At 52.5% G+C, this 20468-nt stretch carries 17 protein-coding genes and 1 pseudogene; 9 read left to right on the top strand and 9 right to left on the bottom strand.

The genetic code is table 11. The features are described from left to right. Positions 1-499 precede the first annotated feature (499 nt). The 4 genes and pseudogenes from garL (at position 500) to M2387_RS19715 (ending at position 4805) form a co-directional block, all read left to right on the top strand. On the top strand, positions 500-1270 hold the full coding sequence (garL, locus tag M2387_RS19730) for a 2-dehydro-3-deoxyglucarate aldolase (RefSeq protein ID WP_259051933.1): 771 nt from the start codon (positions 500-502) through the stop codon (positions 1268-1270). Between the two features lie 24 nt (positions 1271-1294). Next, positions 1295-2185, top strand: a complete 891-nt coding sequence (gene garR, locus M2387_RS19725) for a 2-hydroxy-3-oxopropionate reductase (protein WP_259051932.1) — start codon at positions 1295-1297, stop codon at positions 2183-2185. 84 nt (positions 2186-2269) lie between these two features. Next, positions 2270-3400 (top strand): annotated as a pseudogene (locus M2387_RS19720) (glycerate kinase); the annotation flags it as partial. A gap of 247 nt (positions 3401-3647) precedes the next feature. After that, a complete protein-coding gene (locus M2387_RS19715) occupies positions 3648-4805 on the top strand; it encodes a CdaR family transcriptional regulator (protein ID WP_259051929.1) in 1158 nt (385 codons plus the stop codon). Between the two features lie 48 nt (positions 4806-4853). Here the strand turns inward: M2387_RS19715 and M2387_RS19710 are convergent, their stop codons facing one another. From M2387_RS19710 to M2387_RS19675, 8 genes are all read right to left on the bottom strand, one after another. Continuing rightward, the gene (locus tag M2387_RS19710; protein ID WP_259051927.1) at positions 4854-5285 is read right to left on the bottom strand and encodes an OsmC family protein; all 432 of its coding nucleotides are present in this window, start codon (positions 5283-5285) and stop codon (positions 4854-4856) included. 126 nt (positions 5286-5411) lie between these two features. Next, the gene (locus M2387_RS19705; protein WP_259051925.1) at positions 5412-6185 is read right to left on the bottom strand and encodes an ABC transporter ATP-binding protein; all 774 of its coding nucleotides are present in this window, start codon (positions 6183-6185) and stop codon (positions 5412-5414) included. A 10-nt stretch (positions 6186-6195) separates the two neighbouring features. Next, positions 6196-7068: an ABC transporter ATP-binding protein gene (locus tag M2387_RS19700; protein ID WP_259051924.1), complete on the bottom strand. Its 873-nt coding sequence runs from the start codon at positions 7066-7068 to the stop codon at positions 6196-6198. Beyond that, positions 7031-7936, bottom strand: coding sequence for an ABC transporter permease (locus tag M2387_RS19695; protein ID WP_259051921.1), 906 nt, complete (start codon positions 7934-7936; stop codon positions 7031-7033). Before M2387_RS19695 ends, M2387_RS19700 begins: the two co-directional genes overlap by 38 nt. Further along, the gene (locus M2387_RS19690; RefSeq protein WP_259051918.1) at positions 7933-8970 is read right to left on the bottom strand and encodes an ABC transporter permease; all 1038 of its coding nucleotides are present in this window, start codon (positions 8968-8970) and stop codon (positions 7933-7935) included. The genes M2387_RS19695 and M2387_RS19690 overlap by 4 nt, the downstream gene beginning before the upstream one ends. Continuing rightward, complete coding sequence (locus tag M2387_RS19685; RefSeq protein ID WP_259051916.1) at positions 8967-10589, bottom strand: ABC transporter substrate-binding protein; 1623 nt, start codon at positions 10587-10589, stop codon at positions 8967-8969. Before M2387_RS19685 ends, M2387_RS19690 begins: the two co-directional genes overlap by 4 nt. Before the next feature lie 64 nt (positions 10590-10653). Beyond that, positions 10654-11808 carry a mandelate racemase family protein gene (locus tag M2387_RS19680; RefSeq protein WP_259051914.1) on the bottom strand — a complete coding sequence of 385 codons (1155 nt, stop codon included), beginning with the start codon at positions 11806-11808 and terminating at the stop codon, positions 10654-10656. 398 nt (positions 11809-12206) lie between these two features. Continuing rightward, complete coding sequence (locus M2387_RS19675) at positions 12207-13082, bottom strand: AraC family transcriptional regulator (RefSeq protein ID WP_259051913.1); 876 nt, start codon at positions 13080-13082, stop codon at positions 12207-12209. A 279-nt stretch (positions 13083-13361) separates the two neighbouring features. Between M2387_RS19675 and M2387_RS19670 the strand changes: the two genes are divergently transcribed. The 3 genes from M2387_RS19670 to M2387_RS19660 are packed head-to-tail and all read left to right on the top strand — an operon-like array spanning position 13362 to position 17507. Next, on the top strand, positions 13362-15008 hold the full coding sequence (locus M2387_RS19670; RefSeq protein ID WP_259051997.1) for an MFS transporter: 1647 nt from the start codon (positions 13362-13364) through the stop codon (positions 15006-15008). Positions 15009-15051: 43 nt separating this feature from the next. Continuing rightward, on the top strand, positions 15052-16131 hold the full coding sequence (locus tag M2387_RS19665; protein ID WP_259051912.1) for an HlyD family secretion protein: 1080 nt from the start codon (positions 15052-15054) through the stop codon (positions 16129-16131). Next, positions 16128-17507 (top strand): efflux transporter outer membrane subunit, encoded by a 1380-nt coding sequence (locus M2387_RS19660; protein WP_259051910.1) that lies wholly within the window; start codon positions 16128-16130, stop codon positions 17505-17507. Before M2387_RS19665 ends, M2387_RS19660 begins: the two co-directional genes overlap by 4 nt. A gap of 113 nt (positions 17508-17620) precedes the next feature. Here M2387_RS19660 and M2387_RS19655 read toward each other — a convergent pair whose 3' ends face one another. Further along, positions 17621-18430 (bottom strand): DeoR family transcriptional regulator, encoded by an 810-nt coding sequence (locus M2387_RS19655; protein ID WP_259051909.1) that lies wholly within the window; start codon positions 18428-18430, stop codon positions 17621-17623. 238 nt (positions 18431-18668) lie between these two features. On the opposite strand from M2387_RS19655, the gene kbaZ reads away from it, so the two are divergent. Beyond that, positions 18669-19973, top strand: coding sequence for a tagatose-bisphosphate aldolase subunit KbaZ (gene kbaZ / locus M2387_RS19650; RefSeq protein WP_259051907.1), 1305 nt, complete (start codon positions 18669-18671; stop codon positions 19971-19973). Between the two features lie 16 nt (positions 19974-19989). Next, the gene (gene agaV / locus M2387_RS19645; RefSeq protein WP_006818165.1) at positions 19990-20463 is read left to right on the top strand and encodes a PTS N-acetylgalactosamine transporter subunit IIB; all 474 of its coding nucleotides are present in this window, start codon (positions 19990-19992) and stop codon (positions 20461-20463) included. Positions 20464-20468 lie beyond the last annotated feature (5 nt).

The following is a 20468-nucleotide window of genomic DNA, read 5'->3' as shown; positions in this document are numbered from 1 at the left end:
GCTGTAATTTTAATCGAAAAATGACGAGCACGTCAATCCTGTCGTTGGTTGTTTACAGGTAACTCATGGAGAGGTTTTACTACAGATAAAGCCCGTCAGAACGAAAATATCACCCTGGCCAACCCCGCTTAGCGGTGAAGAAACCGCCAGGGTATCAGGTTATTGATACCTGTGCAGATCCAACCGCAAAGAAATGTGGCTGCTCCCCCTCCTCATACTGCATATGCACAATAATATTCTTCCCTCTTGCGCTAATGCTAGATGTTTGCCCAGTGACCACCCCAGGCTGAATGTTTAAACTTAATTGAACAATAGCCGTGCCAGTAATGAATATCTTCTTACTTCGTTATCAGAACAACGCATTTATATCCCCAGGATAACGACGGTAATAATGATAACAGCGGTAAATAATAATCTGCCCGTTTGCGGGGTGTGCCGCACGTTTACTGTCAGTGACATAAGGCGTATGACATGACGGAAATAGATAAAGGTAACCTGGATGAGTAACGATATTTTCCCCAATAAATTCAAAGCGGCGCTGGCCGCACATCAGGTCCAGATCGGCTGCTGGTCGGCTCTTGCCAGCCCGATTAGCACCGAAGTGTTAGGCCTGGCGGGTTTTGACTGGTTAGTGCTGGATGGTGAGCACGCGCCAAATGATATCTCGACCTTTATTCCCCAGTTGATGGCGCTAAAAGGTAGCGTTAGCGCGCCGGTAGTCAGAGTACCGACCAACGATGCGGTGATTATGAAACGCCTGTTAGATATCGGTTTCTACAATTTTCTCATCCCCTTTGTTGAAACCGATGAAGAGGCCCGTCTGGCGGTAGCCGCAACGCGCTATCCGCCGCTGGGGGTCCGCGGCGTATCCGTTTCCCACCGCGCCAATATGTTTGGCACCGTGCCGGACTACTTTGCCCAGTCGGATAAAAACATCTCCATTCTGGTTCAGATAGAGAGCCAGGCCGGTCTCGATAATATTGATAGTATTGCCGCCACCGAGGGTGTGGACGGCATTTTTGTCGGGCCAAGTGATTTGGCAGCCGCCCTGGGCCATCTGGGTAATGCCGGGCATCCTGAGGTTCAACAGGCCATCAGGCATATTTTTGCGCGCGCTAAAGCCCAGGGTAAACCGAGCGGCATCTTAGCTCCCGTTGAGGCAGATGCCCGTCGCTACCTGGAGTGGGGTGCTACCTTTGTGGCCGTCGGCAGTGACTTAGGGCTATTTCGCGCAGCAAGCCAAAAACTTTCAGACACCTTCAAGAAATAATTATTGCCATTGAGAGAGCAGATTATGACAACAAAAGTGGGTTTTATTGGCCTGGGCATTATGGGCAAACCGATGAGCAAAAATCTTCTGAAAGCGGGCTACGACATTGTCGTTTCCAGCCATAATGCAGAAGCGGCGGACGAGCTGGCTGCACTGGGCGCCCAAAAAGCCTCTTCTCCCAAAGAGATTGCTGAGCTGTGCGATGTGGTTATCACCATGCTGCCTAATTCGCCAGAAGTGAAAGCGGTGGTACTGGGTAAAAATGGGGTTATTGAAGGTGCCAGACCGGGTAGCGTATTGATTGATATGAGTTCTATTTCTCCTCTGGCAAGTCGTGAGATCCACGATGCGCTTAAAGAGAAAGGTATCGATATGCTGGATGCCCCGGTGAGCGGCGGAGAGCCAAAAGCTATCGAAGGGACGCTGTCAGTCATGGTCGGTGGAGATAAGGCTATATTTGATAAACACCAGGCGCTTCTCAAAGCGATGGCGGGTTCAGTGGTTCATACAGGTGATATTGGCGCGGGCAACGTTACCAAGTTAGCCAATCAGATTATTGTCGCGGTTAATATTGCCGCCATGTCTGAAGCCCTGACCCTTGCCACCAAGGCCGGAGTAAACCCTGATTTAGTCTTCCAGGCGATTCGCGGCGGTCTGGCGGGGAGCACAGTATTAGAAGCCAAAGCCCCGATGGTGATGGATCGTAATTTTAAGCCGGGTTTCCGAGTCGATCTGCATATCAAAGATTTAGCTAATGCCCTCGACACCTCTCATGGTATCGGAGCCCAGCTGCCGCTAACGGCTTCCGTGATGGAGATGATGCATGCCCTGCGCGTTGATGGACTGGGTCAAGCCGATCATAGTGCATTAGCCTGTTATTACGAGAAATTAGCTCAGGTTGAAATCTCTCGTTAATTGACTATTAGCTCGCTCAGAGATACCGACCGGGCTAACTCATAAACAAGAGCCTCAGCCGTATGATTCGTTAGGTTAATAACTATGAAAATCGTAATCGCCCCAGACTCTTATAAAGAGAGCCTTTCGGCTCCAGATGTCGCGAAAGTTATTGAAAAAGGTTTTCGGGAAATATTCCCGGACGCACGTTATGTGAGGGTTCCTCTCGCTGATGGTGGTGAAGGTACGGTCGAGGCGATGATTGCGGCGACTCAAGGTAAAGAGTATCACGCGCGTGTCACCGGCCCGCTTAACACAAAAGTTGATGCAGTATGGGGGCTATCCGGAGATGGCCACACTGCATTTATAGAAATGGCGGCCGCCAGCGGTCTGGCTCTGGTGCCCCATGACAAGCGGGATCCTTTACTGACGACCTCCTATGGTACCGGAGAACTGATTGCTCAGGCCTTAAATCATGGGGCAAAAAGTATCATCATCGGTATTGGCGGCAGCGCGACTAATGACGCCGGTGTCGGGATGATGCAGGCGCTCGGGGTACGCTTTCTTGACTCTGATGGCCAGGAACTCAGCCCCGGTGGCGGTAGCCTGAATCTGCTTAAACGGATTGATATCAGCAGTCTTGACCCTCGCCTTGCTGCCTGTACCGTTCGGGTCGCCTGTGATGTCACTAATCCACTGATTGGTCCTCACGGAGCTTCGCGGATATTTGGTCCGCAGAAAGGGGCAACGGAAGAGATGATTACCACTCTGGATAAGAATCTGGAGCATTATGCGGATGTCATTGCCCGCAGTTTTGATATTGATGTTAAGCACGCCCCTGGCACAGGCGCTGCCGGTGGCATGGGTGCGACGCTGAAAGTCTTTCTTAACGCGGATTTACGTCGCGGTATTGAGGTAGTCACCCAGGCGCTACATCTTGAAGAGCAGATCCAGGATTGTACTCTGGTTATCACCGGGGAAGGTCGTTTAGACAGTCAAAGCATTAATGGCAAAGTGCCTATTGGCGTGGCCGATATTGCTAAAAAGTACGATAAGCCGGTTATCGTCATTGCCGGCAGCTTACATCCCGATGTTGACGTGGTCTATCAGCATGGTATCGATGCGATTTTCAGCGTACTTTCGGCTATATCGACCCGGGAAGAAGCGTTCAGCGGCGCACCAGATAACATCTACCGCACGGCACGCAACGTGGCAGCCATGATAAAAATAGGCATGTTGCTGGATATCGCACCGCCGGCGCATCCCACCCCGTTATCAGCAAAATCGTTGGAATCACTGCCAGAGAATTAGCGAATAAGGATGAGCGTTAATTGCTCCTGACCCCTCACCCAGCCAGCCTTGCTGCCTGGGTGATTTTCTTGGGGCACAGTCTCAATTTGACAGATAACTGTGGCCTGTACGCAATTAGCGCATGCAAAGGGATAAAATCTTTTTTATCTTAGTTATATAACCCGGAGGGTCTATGGCTGCTTTACACCTCGATTCCAGAATGGCGCAGGATATCGTTGCGCGTACCATGCGTATTATTGACTCTAATATTAATGTGATGGATGCCCGCGGCAAAATCATCGGTAGCGGCGATCCGGATCGCATCGGTGAGTTGCATGAAGGGGCACTGCTGGCCCTTTCTCAGGGGCGGGTGGTCGATATTGATGGCGCCGCCGTCCGCAACCTCCATGGTGTAAAACCCGGTATTAACCTGCCCCTGAGACTCGAGGGAGAGATAGTCGGGGTTATTGGCTTAACCGGTGAGCCTGTAGCGCTGCGTAAGTACGGTGAGCTGGTCTGTATGACCGCGGAAATGATGCTTGAGCAGGCGCGGCTGATGCATCTGCTGGCGCAGGATGCGCGCCTGAGAGAAGAACTGGTGATGAGTTTGATTCATGCCGAGGAGCATACCCCCGCCCTTACGGAATGGGCTAAGCGCTTAGGTATCGATCTCTCCCAGCCACGCGTCGTGGCCGTTATTGAGATAGACAGCGGTCAGCTCGGCATTGACAGCGCCATGGAAGAACTACAGCAGCTGCAAACCAACCTGATGAAACCTGCGCGTAATAATCTGGTGGCAATTATCTCACTCACCGAGATTGTGGTGCTAAAACCCGCTCTGAATTCCCATGGCCGTTGGGACGAAGAAGAACACCGCCGCCGCGTTGAGCAACTGATAACCAATATGCAAGAGGCGGGACATCTACGCTTTCGTATCGCGCTGGGCAACTACTTTATCGGTCAGGGCAGTATCGCCCGTTCCTATCGCACCGCCTGTACTACCCTCGGGGTGGGCAAACAGCGCATGCCGGAGAAACGCTGCTACTTCTATCAGGATTTGGTGTTACCTGTGTTACTCGACGGGCTGCGTGAAGGCTGGCAGGCTGATGAACTTTCAAGACCCTTGCTCAAGCTGAAGGCTATGGACAGTAACGGCTTACTGCTCCGTACCCTGGTGGCCTGGTTTAACCATAATCTTCAGCCACTAGCCACTTCCAAGGCACTGTTTATTCACCGTAATACCCTTGAGTACCGGCTCTCGCGCATCGCGGAATTAACCGACCTTGATCTGAAAAATCTCGATGACAAGCTGCTGCTTTATGTCGCGCTTCAGCTCGATAAAGAAAGATAACGCCGGTGGATGGATGCCTGAAGAACAGGCATCCCAATAGCTCAGTAATTAATTTTCCAGCTGGTAGTTGAGCGTGATTTTAGCATTCAGCAGTTTTGATACCGGGCAGCCCGCCTTGGCCTGCTGAATAATTTTATCAAATTCCTCGGCGTCGACTCCCGCAAGCTTGATTTTGCTTTTAAGTTCAACCTGGCTGATAGCAAAGCCACCATCGACTTTATCCAGTGAAACGATCGCCACGGTATCAATGCTTTCTGCCGTATGTCCTGCCTCACCAAGCATCAGAGACAGCGCCATGGAAAAGCATCCCGCGTGTGCAGCACCGATCAGCTCTTCCGGGTTCGTTCCGGCTTTACCTTCAAATCGCGTATTAAACCCATAAGGCTGTTTATCAAGGGCTCCGCTTTCGGTGGAGATAGTCCCTTTGCCCTGTTTAATATTACCTTCCCAGTGTGCCTGGCCTTGCTTATGAATAGTCATATTGCTCCTCCGTTTGGTTTCACTGTATTCAGTATAGGCTCTGGCTGTCACTTTGCAGCATGCCCTAACCTTTTGCAGAGCATTCTGACCGGCTTAACAATCAACCGGCCAGCGCTCTGTGGAGGGTTAGTATTCGGCTACTTCGCGCGCCATCTCACGGCTATAGCACTGGCTGGCGTTAAGCAACATCCGGGTATAGGCCGTCTGCGCCTGATGATTCACCAAAGCATCAACCGTGAGGGTTTCAAGAATTTTACCGTACTGCATTACCGCCACTTTCTGGCACAGATGGGCAATGACCCCCAGATCGTGGGTCACCATCAGATACGTCAGGTTTGACTCCAGCTGCAAGTCCACCAGCAGATTAAGAATTTCAGCCTGTACCGAAACATCTAATGCCGAGGTCGGTTCATCCAGCAGTAAAATCTGTGGCTCAAGGATCAGGGCTCTGGCGATAGCCACACGCTGGCGCTGCCCGCCAGACAACTGATGGGGATAACGCTCACGGAACTGGCGGCTGAGGCCCACGCGATCCAGCAAGGAGTAGATCCGCCGATCGCGGTCTTTAATATCGTGGATCTGCAACGGCTCTTCGAGAATATCGCCAATGGTATGTCTGGGATGCAGCGATCCGTAAGGATCCTGGAATACCATCTGCACCTGACGGCAGCGGTTTTTCGTCAGCTTATGATCGAGGCGCTGACCATCGATTGCCAGCTCCCCCTGCCAGTGGGTGAACAGGCCCGCCAGGCATTTTAGTACCGTGGTCTTGCCCGACCCGGACTCACCGACCAAACCATAGATCTCTCCCGCCTGCACATGAAGGCTGACATCGTGCAGTACCTGACTGCGCTTTTCCCCTTCGCCAAAGGACAAATTGAGATTTTTTACGTCAATCATCACAGACTCCTTATTCGCTCAGCCAGCTCGCCTGACGCTGTAACACAGGCAGGATCGGGCGACGATGGTGGATTTCAGGCAAGGCGTTGATCAGGCCCTGGGTATAAGGGTGCTGGGCATTATCCAGATCCCTGGCGGCGATAGACTCCACCACCCGACCGGCATACATCACCAGCACCCGATCGCAGAAGCTACGTACCAGGTTAATGTCATGGCTGATAAAGATAAGACCCAGCCCGCGGGACTTAACCAGATCGTCGAGCAAACCTAACACCTGTAAGCGTACAGAAACGTCCAGCGCCGAGGTCGGCTCATCGGCGATAACCAGCTCCGGGTCGGTAATCAGCATCATCGCTATCATGATACGCTGACCCTGGCCTCCCGATATTTCATGGGGATAAAGGTGATAAACCCTCTGAGGCTCGCGAATGCGCACAATATCCAGCATTTCCATCGCCCGCGCTTTCGCCTCATCCTTACGCCCTGGATTATGCGTCAGCCAGGCCTCGGCTATCTGTTTTCCGACACAGACCACCGGGTTCAGAGAGTATTTCGGATCCTGCATAATCATTGAGATCCGCTTACCGCGGATCTTGCGCATCTGGGCTTCATTAGCCCCCAGCAAGTCCTGCGATCCAAACTGTAACTTACTGGCGGTAATGCGCGCGCTCTTCGGATGCAGATGGAGCAGTGCACGCCCGACCGTCGATTTTCCCGATCCCGACTCACCGACAATGGCGAGTTTTTCTTTTCCCAGTTGAAAGGAGACACCGCGCACCGCTTGGGTGATGGCGCTGCCGTTGACAAAGTCGACGCACAAATCGCGCACGTCGAGCAGAGGGCTATCATTCGCTGCGAGGGTCGAGTATGTCACGTAGGCCATCTCCTAAGAAGTTGAATGCTAAGCTGTTGATAAGAATGGCCAGACCTGGAATAGTCACCACCCACCAACACTCCATCATGTAAGTACGTCCGCTGGAAATCATCGCGCCCCATTCAGGCTCCGGCGGCTGAGCGCCAAGACCCAGGAAGCCGAGACCTGCTGCCGTCAGAATAATGCCCGCCATATTCATGGTGATGCGGATAATGACCGACGGAAGACACAGAGGAACAATGTGATGCCAGAGTACGCGAGCCGGAGAAGCGCCCTGTAAGCGTACTGCTGAGATAAAATCAGCCTGTCTGAGTGACAGCGTTTCAGCCCTGGCTAAACGCGCAATCGGTGGCCAGGCGGTAAGGGTAATGGCTATCACCACATGCTCAAGTCCCGGGCCTAAAGCCGCGACAAAGGCCAGCGCCAGGACCAGGCTCGGGAAGGAGATAAAAATATCCGTCACCCGCATCAGGACCATATCCACCTTGCCGCCAAAATATCCGGCACAGACCCCGAGCAGTAAACCAATCGGCCCGACCGTGATGGAAACCAGCAGCACAATGTAGAGCGTGATGCGTGCCCCGTAGACCAGGCGGCTAAAGATATCGCGGCCAAACTCATCGGTACCAAACCAGTGCTGGGCATTGGGTGCCACCAGGACATTATTGAGGTTCTGTACCAGCGGATTATAGGGGGCAATTAACGGGGCAAATATCGCCACGATAATCAGCAGCAAGATGATACTGCCGCCGATTGCCGTAAGGGGATTACGGGCCATTTTAATCGCGAATCCCCAGCAGCGAGACAGCGTGCGTTTGATACGCAGACTCGCCTCACTCGCCTGATTACCCTGCGGCGTATCGAGAGAAATACTCATGATTTTGTCCTCGGGTCGAAGAATTGATAGAGCATGTCAGAGAGCAGGTTGAGCATGACAAAAATGACCCCCACCAGCAGTACGCAGCCCATCACCGCATTCATATCCCCCAGCAGCAGGCTGCCCGTCAGGTATGAACCAAAGCCCGGCCAGGAGAACACCGTCTCAATCAGTACTGCACCTTCGAGCAACGAACCGTAGGCTAATGCCACCACGGTAAGCAGCTGCACGAGGATATTGCGAAAAGCATGGTTCCAGATAACCTGACGCTCGGTTAACCCTTTAACACGGGCGGTTAAGATAAACTCCTGTGAAAGCTGAGCCAACATAAAGCTACGCGTCATTCGGCTAATATAGGCCATTGAATGGAAGCCGAGCAGTGAGGCCGGTAACACTAAGTGATTAATCGCGTTCCAAAAGACCTGACTGTTTCCGGCAAGTATCGCATCAATGGTCATCAGCCCGGTGCGACGCGGTACCACGCCATCCAGCCCAAGTTCCAGACGCCCTGCTCCACCGACCCAGCCCAGCCAGGCATAGAACACCAGCAGCCCTATCATCCCTACCCAGAAAATCGGCGTCGAGTAACCGGCCAGGCTGATAATACGCACAATGTAGTCATAGACACTGTTACGGCGTGCAGCGGCCAGAACACCCAACGGGATACCCAGACCTGCACCGACGATGATTGCCATCGTCGCTAGTTCCATGGTGGCCGGGAACACGCGAATAATGTCGTCAATCACCGGCTTACCGGTCAGTAAGGCATTACCCAGATCACCATGCAGCAGGTTAACAAAATAGATACCGAACTGAGTCATCAGGGATTTATCAAAGCCAAGCTGCTGATAAACCTGCTGGTATGTACTCTGATCGGCATCCGGACCGACGATCGCCAGTACTGGATCGATGGGCATCACGCGGCCGATCGTAAAGGTGAGGATCAGCAGCCCCAACAGGGTTATCACTACCTGCATCAGCCGTTTTGAAAAATTCCGCAAGCGAGAGCCGGAAGCCATAAAAGTCGCACTCATGGTTTCTCTCCTTCAGGTGTTTTATACACCTCACGTAAGAAGGTGGTTGCCGATGGGTGGGATTGATAGTCTTTGACTTCATTACGTATCACTACCGAGTCAACCATCTGCGAGAGGGGTAACAATGCGGGAATCAATTTATCGTAACGGACCTGGATTGCCTGGTAATCCGCGATTTGTTTCTGAGGATCGCGCTCCAACAACGCCTGGTCGATCATTTCGTTGAGCTGCTTATCATAGAACCCGGTACGCCAGCCCTGGAAGTTAGTCAGTTTGGCGGCATCGCTATTATCCGGGTTATACACCAGAGCACGCAGGCTGGAATGAGGGTGAGGCTCCATGCCACTACCGCCACGTCCGACGAGTAACTCGAACTTACGCTCGCGCATCGCACCATAGATCTGGTTGCCGGTGCCGGTAATGATTTTGGCCTTAATACCCGCTTGCATCAGGGTCGATTGCACCGCGATGGCAATATTCAGGAACGGCTGATCGGAGAGGGATCGAATAGTGGTATCAAAGCCATCGGGATAGCCCGCCTCAGCAAGCAGCGCTTTGGCTTTGTCGATATCTAATTTATAGCCCGGATCCGGTAAGGTAGACGGCATACCGGCTTTAATCGGACGCTGATGAAGCACGCCATACCCCGGCATCAGAGCCTTATTGATACCATCATAATCAATCAGATATCTTATTGCCTCACGCACTTTAGGGTTAGCAAACTGCGGGTCTTTCATATTCATGGCAACGTAGTACATAGTGCCACGTTGTACTGCTTCAACCGTCAAATCCGGCTGCTTACGCAGGGCGTTTATATCAGATACCGCCATATTACTGGCGACATCTAAATCCCCTTTTTCAATCATCAGACGTAAGGTTTGTGATTCCTGAAAATGACGCAATACAACGCGGTTCATTTTCGGCTCACCGCGCCAGTAATCAGGGTTAGCCTTCATACGTAAGACGTCTTTAGCCTGCCAGGTATCGAGAATAAACGGGCCAGAGCCGGCTTCATTGGTTGATAACCAGCGATTGCCCCAGTCATTATCCCGCTCATGGCTTTGCACTGTTTTACTGTCCAGCACGCCTAAATTGCCCAGCGCCCCCAGAGAATAAATCACTAATTGCGGATCGTTTGCTTTCGGCAGGACCATTTTAACGGTGTATTTATCCGGAGCGGTGACCAGCTCATCGACATTTTTCTTAGTAAAACCGTAGGATTTCCAGACCGATGCCTGGGCCAGGTTAAGATGCAGGATCCGGCGCATTGACCAGACCACATCTTCGGCGGTTAAAGGATTACCTGAGTGAAACTTCACATCGTTACGCAGGTGAAAAGTCAGGGTTTTACCATCCGGACTCACATCCCAGGTTTGCGCCAGGGCTGGCGTCACACGGTTTAATTGCTTCGGATCTAACTCAACCAGCGAGTCATAGAGATTAACGACAATGCCCACGACTTCGTTACCGGTCATCGCGGCCGGATCAAGGGTCAGCAGGTTATTCATATTCATGCCAATAATCAGCTGATCGTCAGGCGTTTTTGCCTGAGCGCCAGGGCTTCCTATTGCCATGATAAGCGTGAGCAGACACACGCCAAGAATAGCGTTCTTTTTCATATCTACCGCCTGTAGGGTACGTCAGGCTACGCCGAGGTAGCGCGCCTGAACTTATTTATTTAGGTCAGTCGTGGCTGACAGTATTGGCTTCGATATAGTTGAAATTAATGTCTTCGCCCAGTCCCGGGCCTTGAGGCAGATGCACAAAGCCCTGCGCGTCCATAGGGTCGACAATGCTATTCAGGTAGGCAGCGGGTTCGTCGTACTCGAGGAAAGGATGCAGCAGGCCGCGTTCATACCAGCGACAGTTGCGAATGGCTCCGACAACCGCCAGACTTGCTGCACCGTTACCATGCACTTCACAATCCATACCGAACGACTCGGCCAGAGCGGCAACCTTCATGGTTGGCGTAATTCCGCCGACGCCGTTCGATCCGGCACGGAGAATATCGCAGGCGCCCGCTTTAACCCATTCGGCGCGCATATGGTGCTTACCGCCAAAACTTTCAGGACCGACGATAGGGATAGTCAGGTTTTCCGCAAGCCAGGCATATGAGGACATGGAGTCTTCTTCCATCGGCTCTTCGAACCAGGCAAAGTTAAGCTTCTCCAGCTCTTTACCTATCCACAAGGCTTCGCTGCGGCTGTACCAGTGATACCCGTCGATCATCAGGTCAATATCCGGCCCGACGGCTTCACGTACCGCGGCGCAGGCTTTGATATCCATTTTAGGGTTAGGTGCAAAAGAAACCGGCGGCATCCAGGTGTGCAGCTTTATTGCCTGATAGCCGCGGGCGACTAACTTCTCGGCAAAACTGGCGTACTCTTCGGGAGTGGACAGACCCCCGGGCAGGTCATCACCACACATGGTACTGCCGTAAGCAGGAACCTTGTCACGGAATCCACCCAGTAGCTTATACACCGGCATATTCAGTTTACGGCCAATCAGATCCCACAGCGCCTGCTCGACAAATGACAGGGCGCGCTCGGTCAGCTGATGCGCACTCCCGCGCTGCCAGTGATTGAGATCCTGCCAGATACGTTCACGATTGAAGGGATCTTGTCCTACCATCACCTTACGGAAGAAGGTGTTAACCACAAAAGGCCGCACCACTTCAGGGGGAGCAAACGAATAACCCTGGGTACCATCATCGGCAGTAATCGTCAGCATCGCCATTTTAGCCATCCCTTCCGCACCGGGATGAGAGTGACCAGCACTGTCAGAGACCCGTCGGGTGGGATATTGGAAAACGGTGACATTTACTGATTCAATTTTCATTATCAGTCCTTAAGGCAATAAGTAAATCACTGTGCTCACCTGAGATACATTGCATGGTGCAAAGTGGTAAAGCGGCTCGCGTTTATTGAAAAGACGTTTCAATATCAAATATAAGCATTATTTTACTCAACTACTTTAGACAAACACATCTAAGTAGAGACTTATATTTGTGCATTCGCATAAAGTAGTGTTGTGAGTATCACGCTTAACAGGACTATTCACATAAAGAGCGCTCCCGAGAGACTAAAATCCGTCGAAAGTGGAGAGAGTGTCAGTGATGCGTATCGCAAAGCGGGGATTTTAGGAGCGAGTGACGGTGAGAACCCATTGAGCGCTAAGAAGCTTCTTAGCGCGTTTAACTTATGAACCAATTTGTGAATATGACCAACTGGCTCCGTTTATTTCAATGGCAAATAGATGTCGGTGAGCAGTTCATGTTCCGCCACCTCATTCATAAAGTTGTGGTAGTGAAAGAACAGCGGGAAATCGCGCAGTTCTTCTCCGCTCTGCGGTAGCCAGTCGCGATATAGCGATTTAGCCAGCTCGGTTAATGCCTCATGCGACCCTTGATGGCGCAACACTGCACATCGACCTGCCGGGATATCACTGTTTATCACTCCAAAGCGACTCTCTTCCACAATTGGTGAGGTGACCGTTCCGCAAAGATGAAACTCAAATTCATCCGGCGGCGTTAAAGTTGGATCATGGGGCGCAATACCGTATGTCTGGCTGCTGGCAACGGGCGAATATCCGGTGTTTTTTCGCCATTCAATAAAACGAGCCGCCGTTTCATTGATAAGCTCTGGTTGCCCGTGATGAGTCAGCATCGCGATTGATGCCGCGGGAAAATGGATGATGTTTACCTGGCCTTGCATAGGTTGTCTCCTGGCTTTATAGGGTTCAGATATCCGCTTATGCCAGTCCACCCAGGGGGGCTGCTGGCGAAATTGCGTCGGTGACATGCCAAACATTTGCCTGAAAGCCCGGCTAAATGATTCTGCATGCTGAAAACCGGCGTCGAACGCGATATCAGTAATTTTCTCTAACGGATTAAAAGCCAGCCGATAAGACGCGCGTTTTAAGCGCATTATCTGGATGTAACGGCCAGGGGGTATCCCGCAATAACTCGAAAACTGGCGATGGAAATGAAAGGGCGAGAAGTGAGCCACTTCACTGAGTTTTTCCAGTAATAAGGTATCGTCGAGATGGCGGTCAATATAATCAAAGACCTGTTTAAAACGTCTGGCGTAACTCTCGGTTTTATTATCACACATGACTTCCTCCGTGCTGCTTACTATGCTCGAAGGCGATTGAGTTTGCCTGACCAGTCTTGCTCAAATAGCGTTTACCCATAAAGGCACGGTAGTAATCAATAATACAAGGTGACATAGAGGGTATTTTAAGACAGAACAGTCTCAATCTACGCAAGACGAGTCAACTTTTAACCGCGGGTCGATTATTATGCCATTCACTTGCGCTATCATTCTTGCTAAAATATAAATAATTAGCATGCTAATAATTAAACATTGAGATAGGTAACAACCCTTATGCGCTTGCCTCAACGCAATCCTTATGCGCCTCGCGAGTGGCAGCCTCATGAAAAACCCGCCCTGCTCGGTTCGCCTTCAACCCCCATCCACAGTACCTCGAAACGCTTTGCTTTTGGTATTGTCGGTCTGCTGGTGTGTCTGACCGGGGCGATGGGTAATGCCATGGTTTCGGCAAACCTGCAAAATCTGCAGGGGACTTTTGCTGCCTGGTCGACAGAGATTGCCTGGCTGCCTGCCGTCTACGTGATGACCAATATTTCCATCAACTTACTGCTGGTGAAGTTCCGCCAGCAGTATGGTCTGCGCGCCTTCACTGAAGGGTTTCTGGTGCTCTATGTGCTGGTGACCTTCTTTCACCTGTTTGTTAACGATCTCAGTTCAGCGCTGATGGTGCGAGCGGCCCACGGTATGGTGGGCGCCGCGCTCAGTTCGCTGGGGATCTATTATCAAATTCAGGCCTGGCCCGCTAAACATCGCTTGAAAGCGTTAACCATCGGGATAACCGGCTCGTCGCTTGCTATCCCTATTGCACGGCTCTTTTCAACCGAGCTATTACAGCTTGAAGAATGGCGCGGCCTGTATCTGTTTGAACTCGGGCTGGCGCTGATTTCACTGGCCTGCGTTATCGCGCTCAAACTCCCCCCCAGCGACAGGCGCAAAGTGTTTGAGAAAAAAGATTTCATCACCTTTATTCTGCTGGCCCCCGGCCTGGCGCTGCTCTGTGCGGTACTTTCCATGGGCAGGCTCGACTGGTGGTTTGAAGCGCCCTGGATAGGCTGGGCGCTGGCTTTATCGCTGGTGCTTATCGTCAGCGCAATCACCTTTGAGCATAACCGCAGCAACCCGCTGCTGAATATACGCTGGCTTTCCAGCGGCAGTATTCTGCGCCTGGGGCTGATTATGCTGCTGATCCGCATCGTGCTGGCTGAGCAGAACACCGGGGTTATCGGCTGGCTGCAGTATGTCGGCCTGCAAAACGAGCAAATGACTCACCTGGCCTGGTCTATTTTCGCCGGGATCGTCTGCGGGATAATCACCAGCTGCCTGACGCTTAAGCCCACTAAACTGGCCTGGCCCATCATCACTTCGCTGGCACTGATCATGGTCGCCTCGCTGTTGGATAGCCAGTCCAATAACCTGACCCGCCCGGATCAGCTCATGCTGAGCCAGTTCCTGCTCGGATTCAGCAGCGCCTTTTTCCTTGCTCCGGCGATGCTTGCAGCCATTGGTGGTGTGATTGCCGACCAGCGTAATCTGGTCAGTTTTTCGGTGATGTTTGGTATAAGCCAGAACCTTGGCGGATTGTTAGGCTCGGCTATTCTGGGTACCTTCCAGACCTGGCGCGAGAAATACTATTCCAGCATGCTGGCAGACCAGCTCACCACCCTCAATCCGCTGGTCAATGAACGCCTGCAGGCCTATAGCCAGATGTATCAAAGTCAGATTAGCGACAGTGCCTTACTGAGCACTCAGGCCGTTACCCAGCTACAAACCGTCAGCACGCTGGAGGCCAATATTCTGGCTTATAATGATACTTATCTGCTGACTGCGGGTATTGCCGCCGCGACGCTTGTCTGGATTTTATGGCGATTACTACGACTGCGTCTGACCGCACGACTGGCGCTGAAAAAAATCGCTGGCAGTGAATAATGAACGTTAAAACAATGACTAATATTTTATTTCAGGAGTGGTTATGAGCCAGCAGGATGCCGCAAAAGAGCAGGTCAGTATCCGTAATAATCTGCGGATAGTGTCAATTTTCACGGCCGCAGCCATTGGTATCCTTGGCGTACTGGTTATTCTCTACGCCTGGCAATTACCCCCTTTTACCCGCTCAGCACAATTTACCGATAACGCCTACGTTCGCGGGCAAACCACCTTTATCAGCCCCCAGGTTAACGGCTATATCACCGATGTTCCGGTGAAAGATTTTGCTTATGTGAAACAAGGTGAGGTGTTATTCCAGATTGACGACCGGATCTATAGCCAGCGAGTGCATCAGGCGGAGGCACAGCTGGCGATGAAAATCGCGGCGCTGAAAAATAACCTGCAACAGCACAAAAGCGCAGAGGCGGTTATCCTGCGTAACGAAGCGGCGCTGAAAAATGCGAAGGCACAGAGCCTGAAAAACCAGGCTGACCTGAAGCGGGTAAAAGATTTGACCGCGGACGGTTCCCTCTCTATTCGTGAACGTGACGCTGCTCTGGCAAGTGCCGCACAGGGTAGCGCCGATATCGACCAGGCTAAAGCGACCCTTGAGATGTCGCGCCAGGATTTACAGACGGTGATCGTCAATCGTGATTCGCTGGAGGCGGATGTCGAGAACGCGAAAGCAACGCTGGAGCTGGCAAAAATCGACCTGGAGAATACCCGGATTATCGCCCCGCGCGATGGCCAGCTCGGGCAAATATCGGTACGCCAGGGAGCCTACGTCACCGCCGGAACCCACCTGACTTCGCTGGTCCCTTCCCAGCGCTGGGTTATCGCCAATATGAAAGAGACGCAGCTGGCTAACCTGCGGGTCGGACAGTCGGTGAAATTTACCGTCGATGCCCTGGACGGTAAAGCCTATCAAGGCCGGGTCGAAAGTATCTCGCCCGCAACCGGCGTGGAGTTCAGCGCGATCAGCCCGGATAACGCGACCGGTAACTTTGTGAAAATCGCCCAGCGTATACCGGTGCGTATCGAGGTCCTGAGTAAACCTGAGGAATCTGCCCTGCTACGCCCCGGCATGTCGGTTCAGGTGACCATCAATACCGAGGAGGTAAAATGATCCTTCGCCCTATCGCGGTGCTGATAACCACCGTTATGCTGAGCGCCTGCCAGTCGGTGGATGTTGCGCCCGCAAAACCGTCATTGCAGATCCCCACTGAGTGGCGCACCGCTCATGGTGCCGCAAGCCCGGTGGAACAACGCTGGTGGCGCAATTTTCACGATAATCATCTGAACCAGTACGTCGACCTGGCCTTGCGCAATAACAGCGACGTACTGATTGCCCGGGAGCGGGTCAATGAGTATCAGGCCCGCGTCTATGCCTCAGAAGGCAGCCTGTTTCCATCATTGGATGCCGGAATCAACGGCTCCCGCGCGCGCGCTCAATCTGCCGCGACCGGCCTGCCCGTCTACAGCACGCTGTATAAAGGCAGCCTGACCGCAAGCTATGATGTCGATCTCTGGGGCGTGAATAGCAGCGCCGCTAAAGCCGCTGCCGCCACGCTGGAAGCGCAAAAAGCGGCCGCCGCAGCCGCGGATTTAACCGTCACATCGCTAGTGGCATCAGGCTATGTCACCCTGATGGCGCTGGATGAACAGCTGCAAGTCACGGAATCAACCCTGAAATCCCGGGAAGAAGCCTTTAACCTGGCAAAACGCCAGGTGGCCGCCGGGTATAGCTCACAGCTGGAACTGATGCAGTCTGACTCCGAACTACGCTCAACCCGGGCGCAGCTGCCCCAGCTGAAGCATCAGATTGTGCAGCAGGAGAACGCCCTGAGCCTGCTGCTGGGCGCTAACCCGGGAGACGTCGTTCGCAACACCGACTTCGATACCCTGACGCCTCTGAGCCTGCCGTCACAACTGCCTTCAACCCTGCTAAACCGCCGACCGGATATCGTCGAGGCCGAACAACAGCTGATAGCCGCAGATGCGACCCTGGCTAAATCCCGCGGCAACCTGCTGCCATCGATAAACTTAACCGCAACGGGATCGATACAGGACCGCAGGCTAGCCAACCTGCTCGATAACCCCCTCCAGCTCTGGAGCCTGGGCGGCAGTATCCTGGCCCCGCTGCTCAACCGCCAGGCGCTGAATGCCGAAGTGGATATCTCCCAGTCCCAGCGTAACCAGGCGCTCTATAGCTATGAAAAAATAGTGCGAAATGCCTTTGCCGAGGTCAACGACAGCCTCGACGCCATCACCGGCTACCAGGAACAATGGGCCGAGCGGCAGGCACAGCAAAAAGTTGCCCAGGAAACCCTGCGCATCGCCCAGAACCGCTACCAAAACGGCTACTCATCCTACCTCGACGTACTCGACGCCCAGCGCACCCTGTTCTCGGTACAGACTGACGAAGTTAAGGCTAAAAATAACCTGCTGCTGGCGCAAATTGATCTGTATAAGGCGTTGGGTGGGGGGTGGGTTGTGAAATAAGCATTTTGATCAGTAAACTAAGGTCACGTTGTATCGCCATAGACCATCTCCCCGCCTTCAAAACTCCAAATATCGCTTAAGGGTACCCTGGCTGTTGTTCCTGAAAACCAGGGTTATTCCCGCACCAAAATAACCTCAATCCCGGAACGCTGTAGCTCTTTCAGGCTTTCGGCCGGTACGCCTTCATCCGTAATCACCAGGTCAATTCTCTGGGTATCAATGATTTTGTGCAGGCTTGAGCGATTGAACTTGCTGGAATCAGTGACGACGATAATACGCTCGGCAACCTCACACATGCGGCGGTTTAGTCGCGCCTCGTCTTCATTATGGGTACTCACACCGCGTTCGGTATCAATGGCATCGACGCCAAGGAATAGCATGTCGAAGTGGTAATTCTGTAACGACTGCTCTGCCTGGTCGCCATAAAATGAGAGTGACTGACGGCGCAAGGACCCGCCGGTCATCAGGAGTTCGACGCCTTCGGCTTCGAGTAGCGCTGTGCCAACATTCATCCCGTTGGTCATCGCAATAACATCATGATGATGACGCATCATGCGAGCAATTTCATACGTCGTGGTACCGGAGTCGAGGATAACCCGGTGCCCCGGCTGAATAAGCTCCGCCGCTACACGGGCGATACCACGCTTCAAGGCCGTATTGAGGGAACTCTTATCCTCAACCGAGGGTTCACTGGCGGTGGCATTTCCTTCACAGATGAGTGCCCCTCCGTAAGCGCGAACGGCAATTCCCTGTTTTTCTAAAAAAGCCAGATCGTTGCGAATGGTCACCGTCGAGACACCAAACAGCGCAGAAAGATCGTTAACCTGAACGCTTCCCTGCTGCCGTAATCGCTGGATTATCTGCTCGCGTCGTTCACTGGTACCAGTGACGCGCTTATCCGTTGAATAATCGGTGCTGCTCATAGGTGATCCTTTAGTCAAATCTTTCGTTTCATTTCGATTCGCCTATTAATACCTTTCCTTTGCACGAATGCAAGCACTGTCCTCGGATCAACTGTGATAAAGACGGTATTCAGTAACTTTCATTACGTTTCTTTTGTGAAACAGATCTAAAAACCATAATCTTTCGTTTTATTTTCATAACACCTTGATGCAGTATAAATCGAAATGAATCGAAAGATTATAGCCAAATCGAACCACTATGGAGAGGAAAGTGAAACATTTGACAGAAATAGTGAAACAGCACAAACAGGGAACCGCGACAGGAATTTATGCGGTTTGCTCGGCACATCCGCTGGTTCTGGAATCCGCCATTCGCTTCGCAAAGAAACACAATACCCCACTCCTTATAGAAGCAACCTCTAACCAAGTCGATCAGTTTGGCGGCTACACGGGGATGACTCCCGCAGACTTCCGCGGTTTTGTCTGCCAGCTTGCCGACAAGCTTGACTACCCTACTTCGCTGCTGATTTTAGGTGGCGATCACTTGGGCCCAAACCGCTGGCAACATCTACCAGCTGCCGAAGCCATGGCGCATGCCGATGACTTAATCCAAAACTACGTCGCCGCTGGATTCAGCAAAATTCATCTCGACTGCAGCATGTCCTGTGCCGACGACCCGGTGCCATTAACTGACGAAGTTGTCGCGTCACGTGCGGCCAGGCTAGCCAGAATAGCTGAAACCACAGCACAGAAGCATTTTGGCGAATCCTCCCTGGAATACGTTATAGGTACCGAAGTCCCGGTACCGGGCGGCGCACAGGAAACGCTGACCGAGCTGGCGGTGACCACGCCGGAAGCAGCCAAAGCCACCCTGCAGGCACATCGCGATGCATTCGGGACCGAAGGGTTGAGCGCTATCTGGCCACGGATTGTGGGTCTGGTGGTTCAGCCTGGCGTCGAGTTTGACCACACTCACGTTATCGATTATCAGCCGCAAAAAGCAGTGGCGCTGAGTCAGATGGTGGAAGAGTATGACACTCTGGTATTTGAAGCGCACTCCACGGACTATCAGACGCCGCAGGCACTGCGTCAGCTCGTGGTTGATCACTTCGCCATCCTGAAAGTCGGCCCGGCACTCACCTTTGCCCTGCGTGAAGCACTGTTCTCGCTCGCCGCCATTGAAGAAGAACTGCTCACGGCAAAAGCCTGCTCCGGGCTACGCCATATTCTTGAAAACGTCATGCTGGATCACCCGGAATACTGGCAAAACCATTATCACGGCGACAGTAATGCCCGACGCCTGGCGCGCGGCTATAGCTACTCTGACCGAGTGCGTTATTACTGGCCAGACGGGCAAATTGATGAGGCCTTCGAGCAGCTGGTACGCAATCTAGCCGATGACCCTATTCCGCTGCCACTTATCAGCCAGTATCTGCCGCTTCAGTACAGTAAAGTCCGCGCCGGAGAACTTACTGCCACACCGCGCGAATTAATCATCGACCACATCCAGGAGGTAATACGTCAGTATCACGACGCATGCCAGAGTGTTCAGACCCATAAATAATAAGAGGAATTCCATAATGCCCAATATCGTTCTAAGTCGTATTGATGAGCGTTTAATTCACGGTCAGGTCGGTGTGCAGTGGGTTGGATTCGCCGGAGCAAACCTGGTGCTGGTTGCCAATGATGAAGTCGCCGAAGACCCGGTGCAGCAGAACCTGATGGAGATGGTACTGGCAGAAGGGATCGCCGTACGCTTCTGGTCGCTGCAAAAAGTGATAGACAACATTCACCGGGCAGCCGATCGCCAGAAAATTCTGCTGGTCTGCAAATCTCCTGCTGATTTCCTCAAGCTGGTTGAGGGAGGTGTGCCAGTCACACGAATCAACGTGGGCAACATGCACTATGCCGATGGCAAACAACAAATCGCCAAAACGGTTTCCGTCGATGCTGACGACATTACCGCCTTCAGCGGCCTGAAAGCTGCCGGTGTGGAATGCTTCGTGCAGGGCGTTCCGACTGAAACGGCTATGGACCTCTACAAACTACTCTGAGGGAT

This window comes from Klebsiella sp. BIGb0407 (assembly GCF_024807845.1).
GTDB lineage: Bacteria > Pseudomonadota > Gammaproteobacteria > Enterobacterales > Enterobacteriaceae > JGM124.
The sequence above is the reverse complement of the archived record's forward strand: the minus strand, read 5'-3'. Positions and strand labels throughout refer to the sequence as shown.

Coding starts and splice junctions, on each gene's coding strand:
- garR (WP_259051932.1), top strand. CDS start 1,295: ATGACAACAAAAGTGGGTTTTATTGGCCTGGGCATTATGGGCAAACCG.
- M2387_RS19665 (WP_259051912.1), top strand. CDS start 15,052: ATGAGCCAGCAGGATGCCGCAAAAGAGCAGGTCAGTATCCGTAATAAT.
- M2387_RS19705 (WP_259051925.1), bottom strand. CDS start 6,185: ATGATTGACGTAAAAAATCTCAATTTGTCCTTTGGCGAAGGGGAAAAG.
- M2387_RS19680 (WP_259051914.1), bottom strand. CDS start 11,808: ATGAAAATTGAATCAGTAAATGTCACCGTTTTCCAATATCCCACCCGA.
- M2387_RS19690 (WP_259051918.1), bottom strand. CDS start 8,970: ATGAGTGCGACTTTTATGGCTTCCGGCTCTCGCTTGCGGAATTTTTCA.
- M2387_RS19715 (WP_259051929.1), top strand. CDS start 3,648: ATGGCTGCTTTACACCTCGATTCCAGAATGGCGCAGGATATCGTTGCG.
- garL (WP_259051933.1), top strand. CDS start 500: ATGAGTAACGATATTTTCCCCAATAAATTCAAAGCGGCGCTGGCCGCA.
- M2387_RS19700 (WP_259051924.1), bottom strand. CDS start 7,068: ATGGCCTACGTGACATACTCGACCCTCGCAGCGAATGATAGCCCTCTG.
- M2387_RS19660 (WP_259051910.1), top strand. CDS start 16,128: ATGATCCTTCGCCCTATCGCGGTGCTGATAACCACCGTTATGCTGAGC.
- M2387_RS19695 (WP_259051921.1), bottom strand. CDS start 7,936: ATGAGTATTTCTCTCGATACGCCGCAGGGTAATCAGGCGAGTGAGGCG.
- M2387_RS19685 (WP_259051916.1), bottom strand. CDS start 10,589: ATGAAAAAGAACGCTATTCTTGGCGTGTGTCTGCTCACGCTTATCATG.
- kbaZ (WP_259051907.1), top strand. CDS start 18,669: ATGGAGAGGAAAGTGAAACATTTGACAGAAATAGTGAAACAGCACAAA.
- M2387_RS19655 (WP_259051909.1), bottom strand. CDS start 18,430: ATGAGCAGCACCGATTATTCAACGGATAAGCGCGTCACTGGTACCAGT.
- agaV (WP_006818165.1), top strand. CDS start 19,990: ATGCCCAATATCGTTCTAAGTCGTATTGATGAGCGTTTAATTCACGGT.
- M2387_RS19675 (WP_259051913.1), bottom strand. CDS start 13,082: ATGTGTGATAATAAAACCGAGAGTTACGCCAGACGTTTTAAACAGGTC.
- M2387_RS19710 (WP_259051927.1), bottom strand. CDS start 5,285: ATGACTATTCATAAGCAAGGCCAGGCACACTGGGAAGGTAATATTAAA.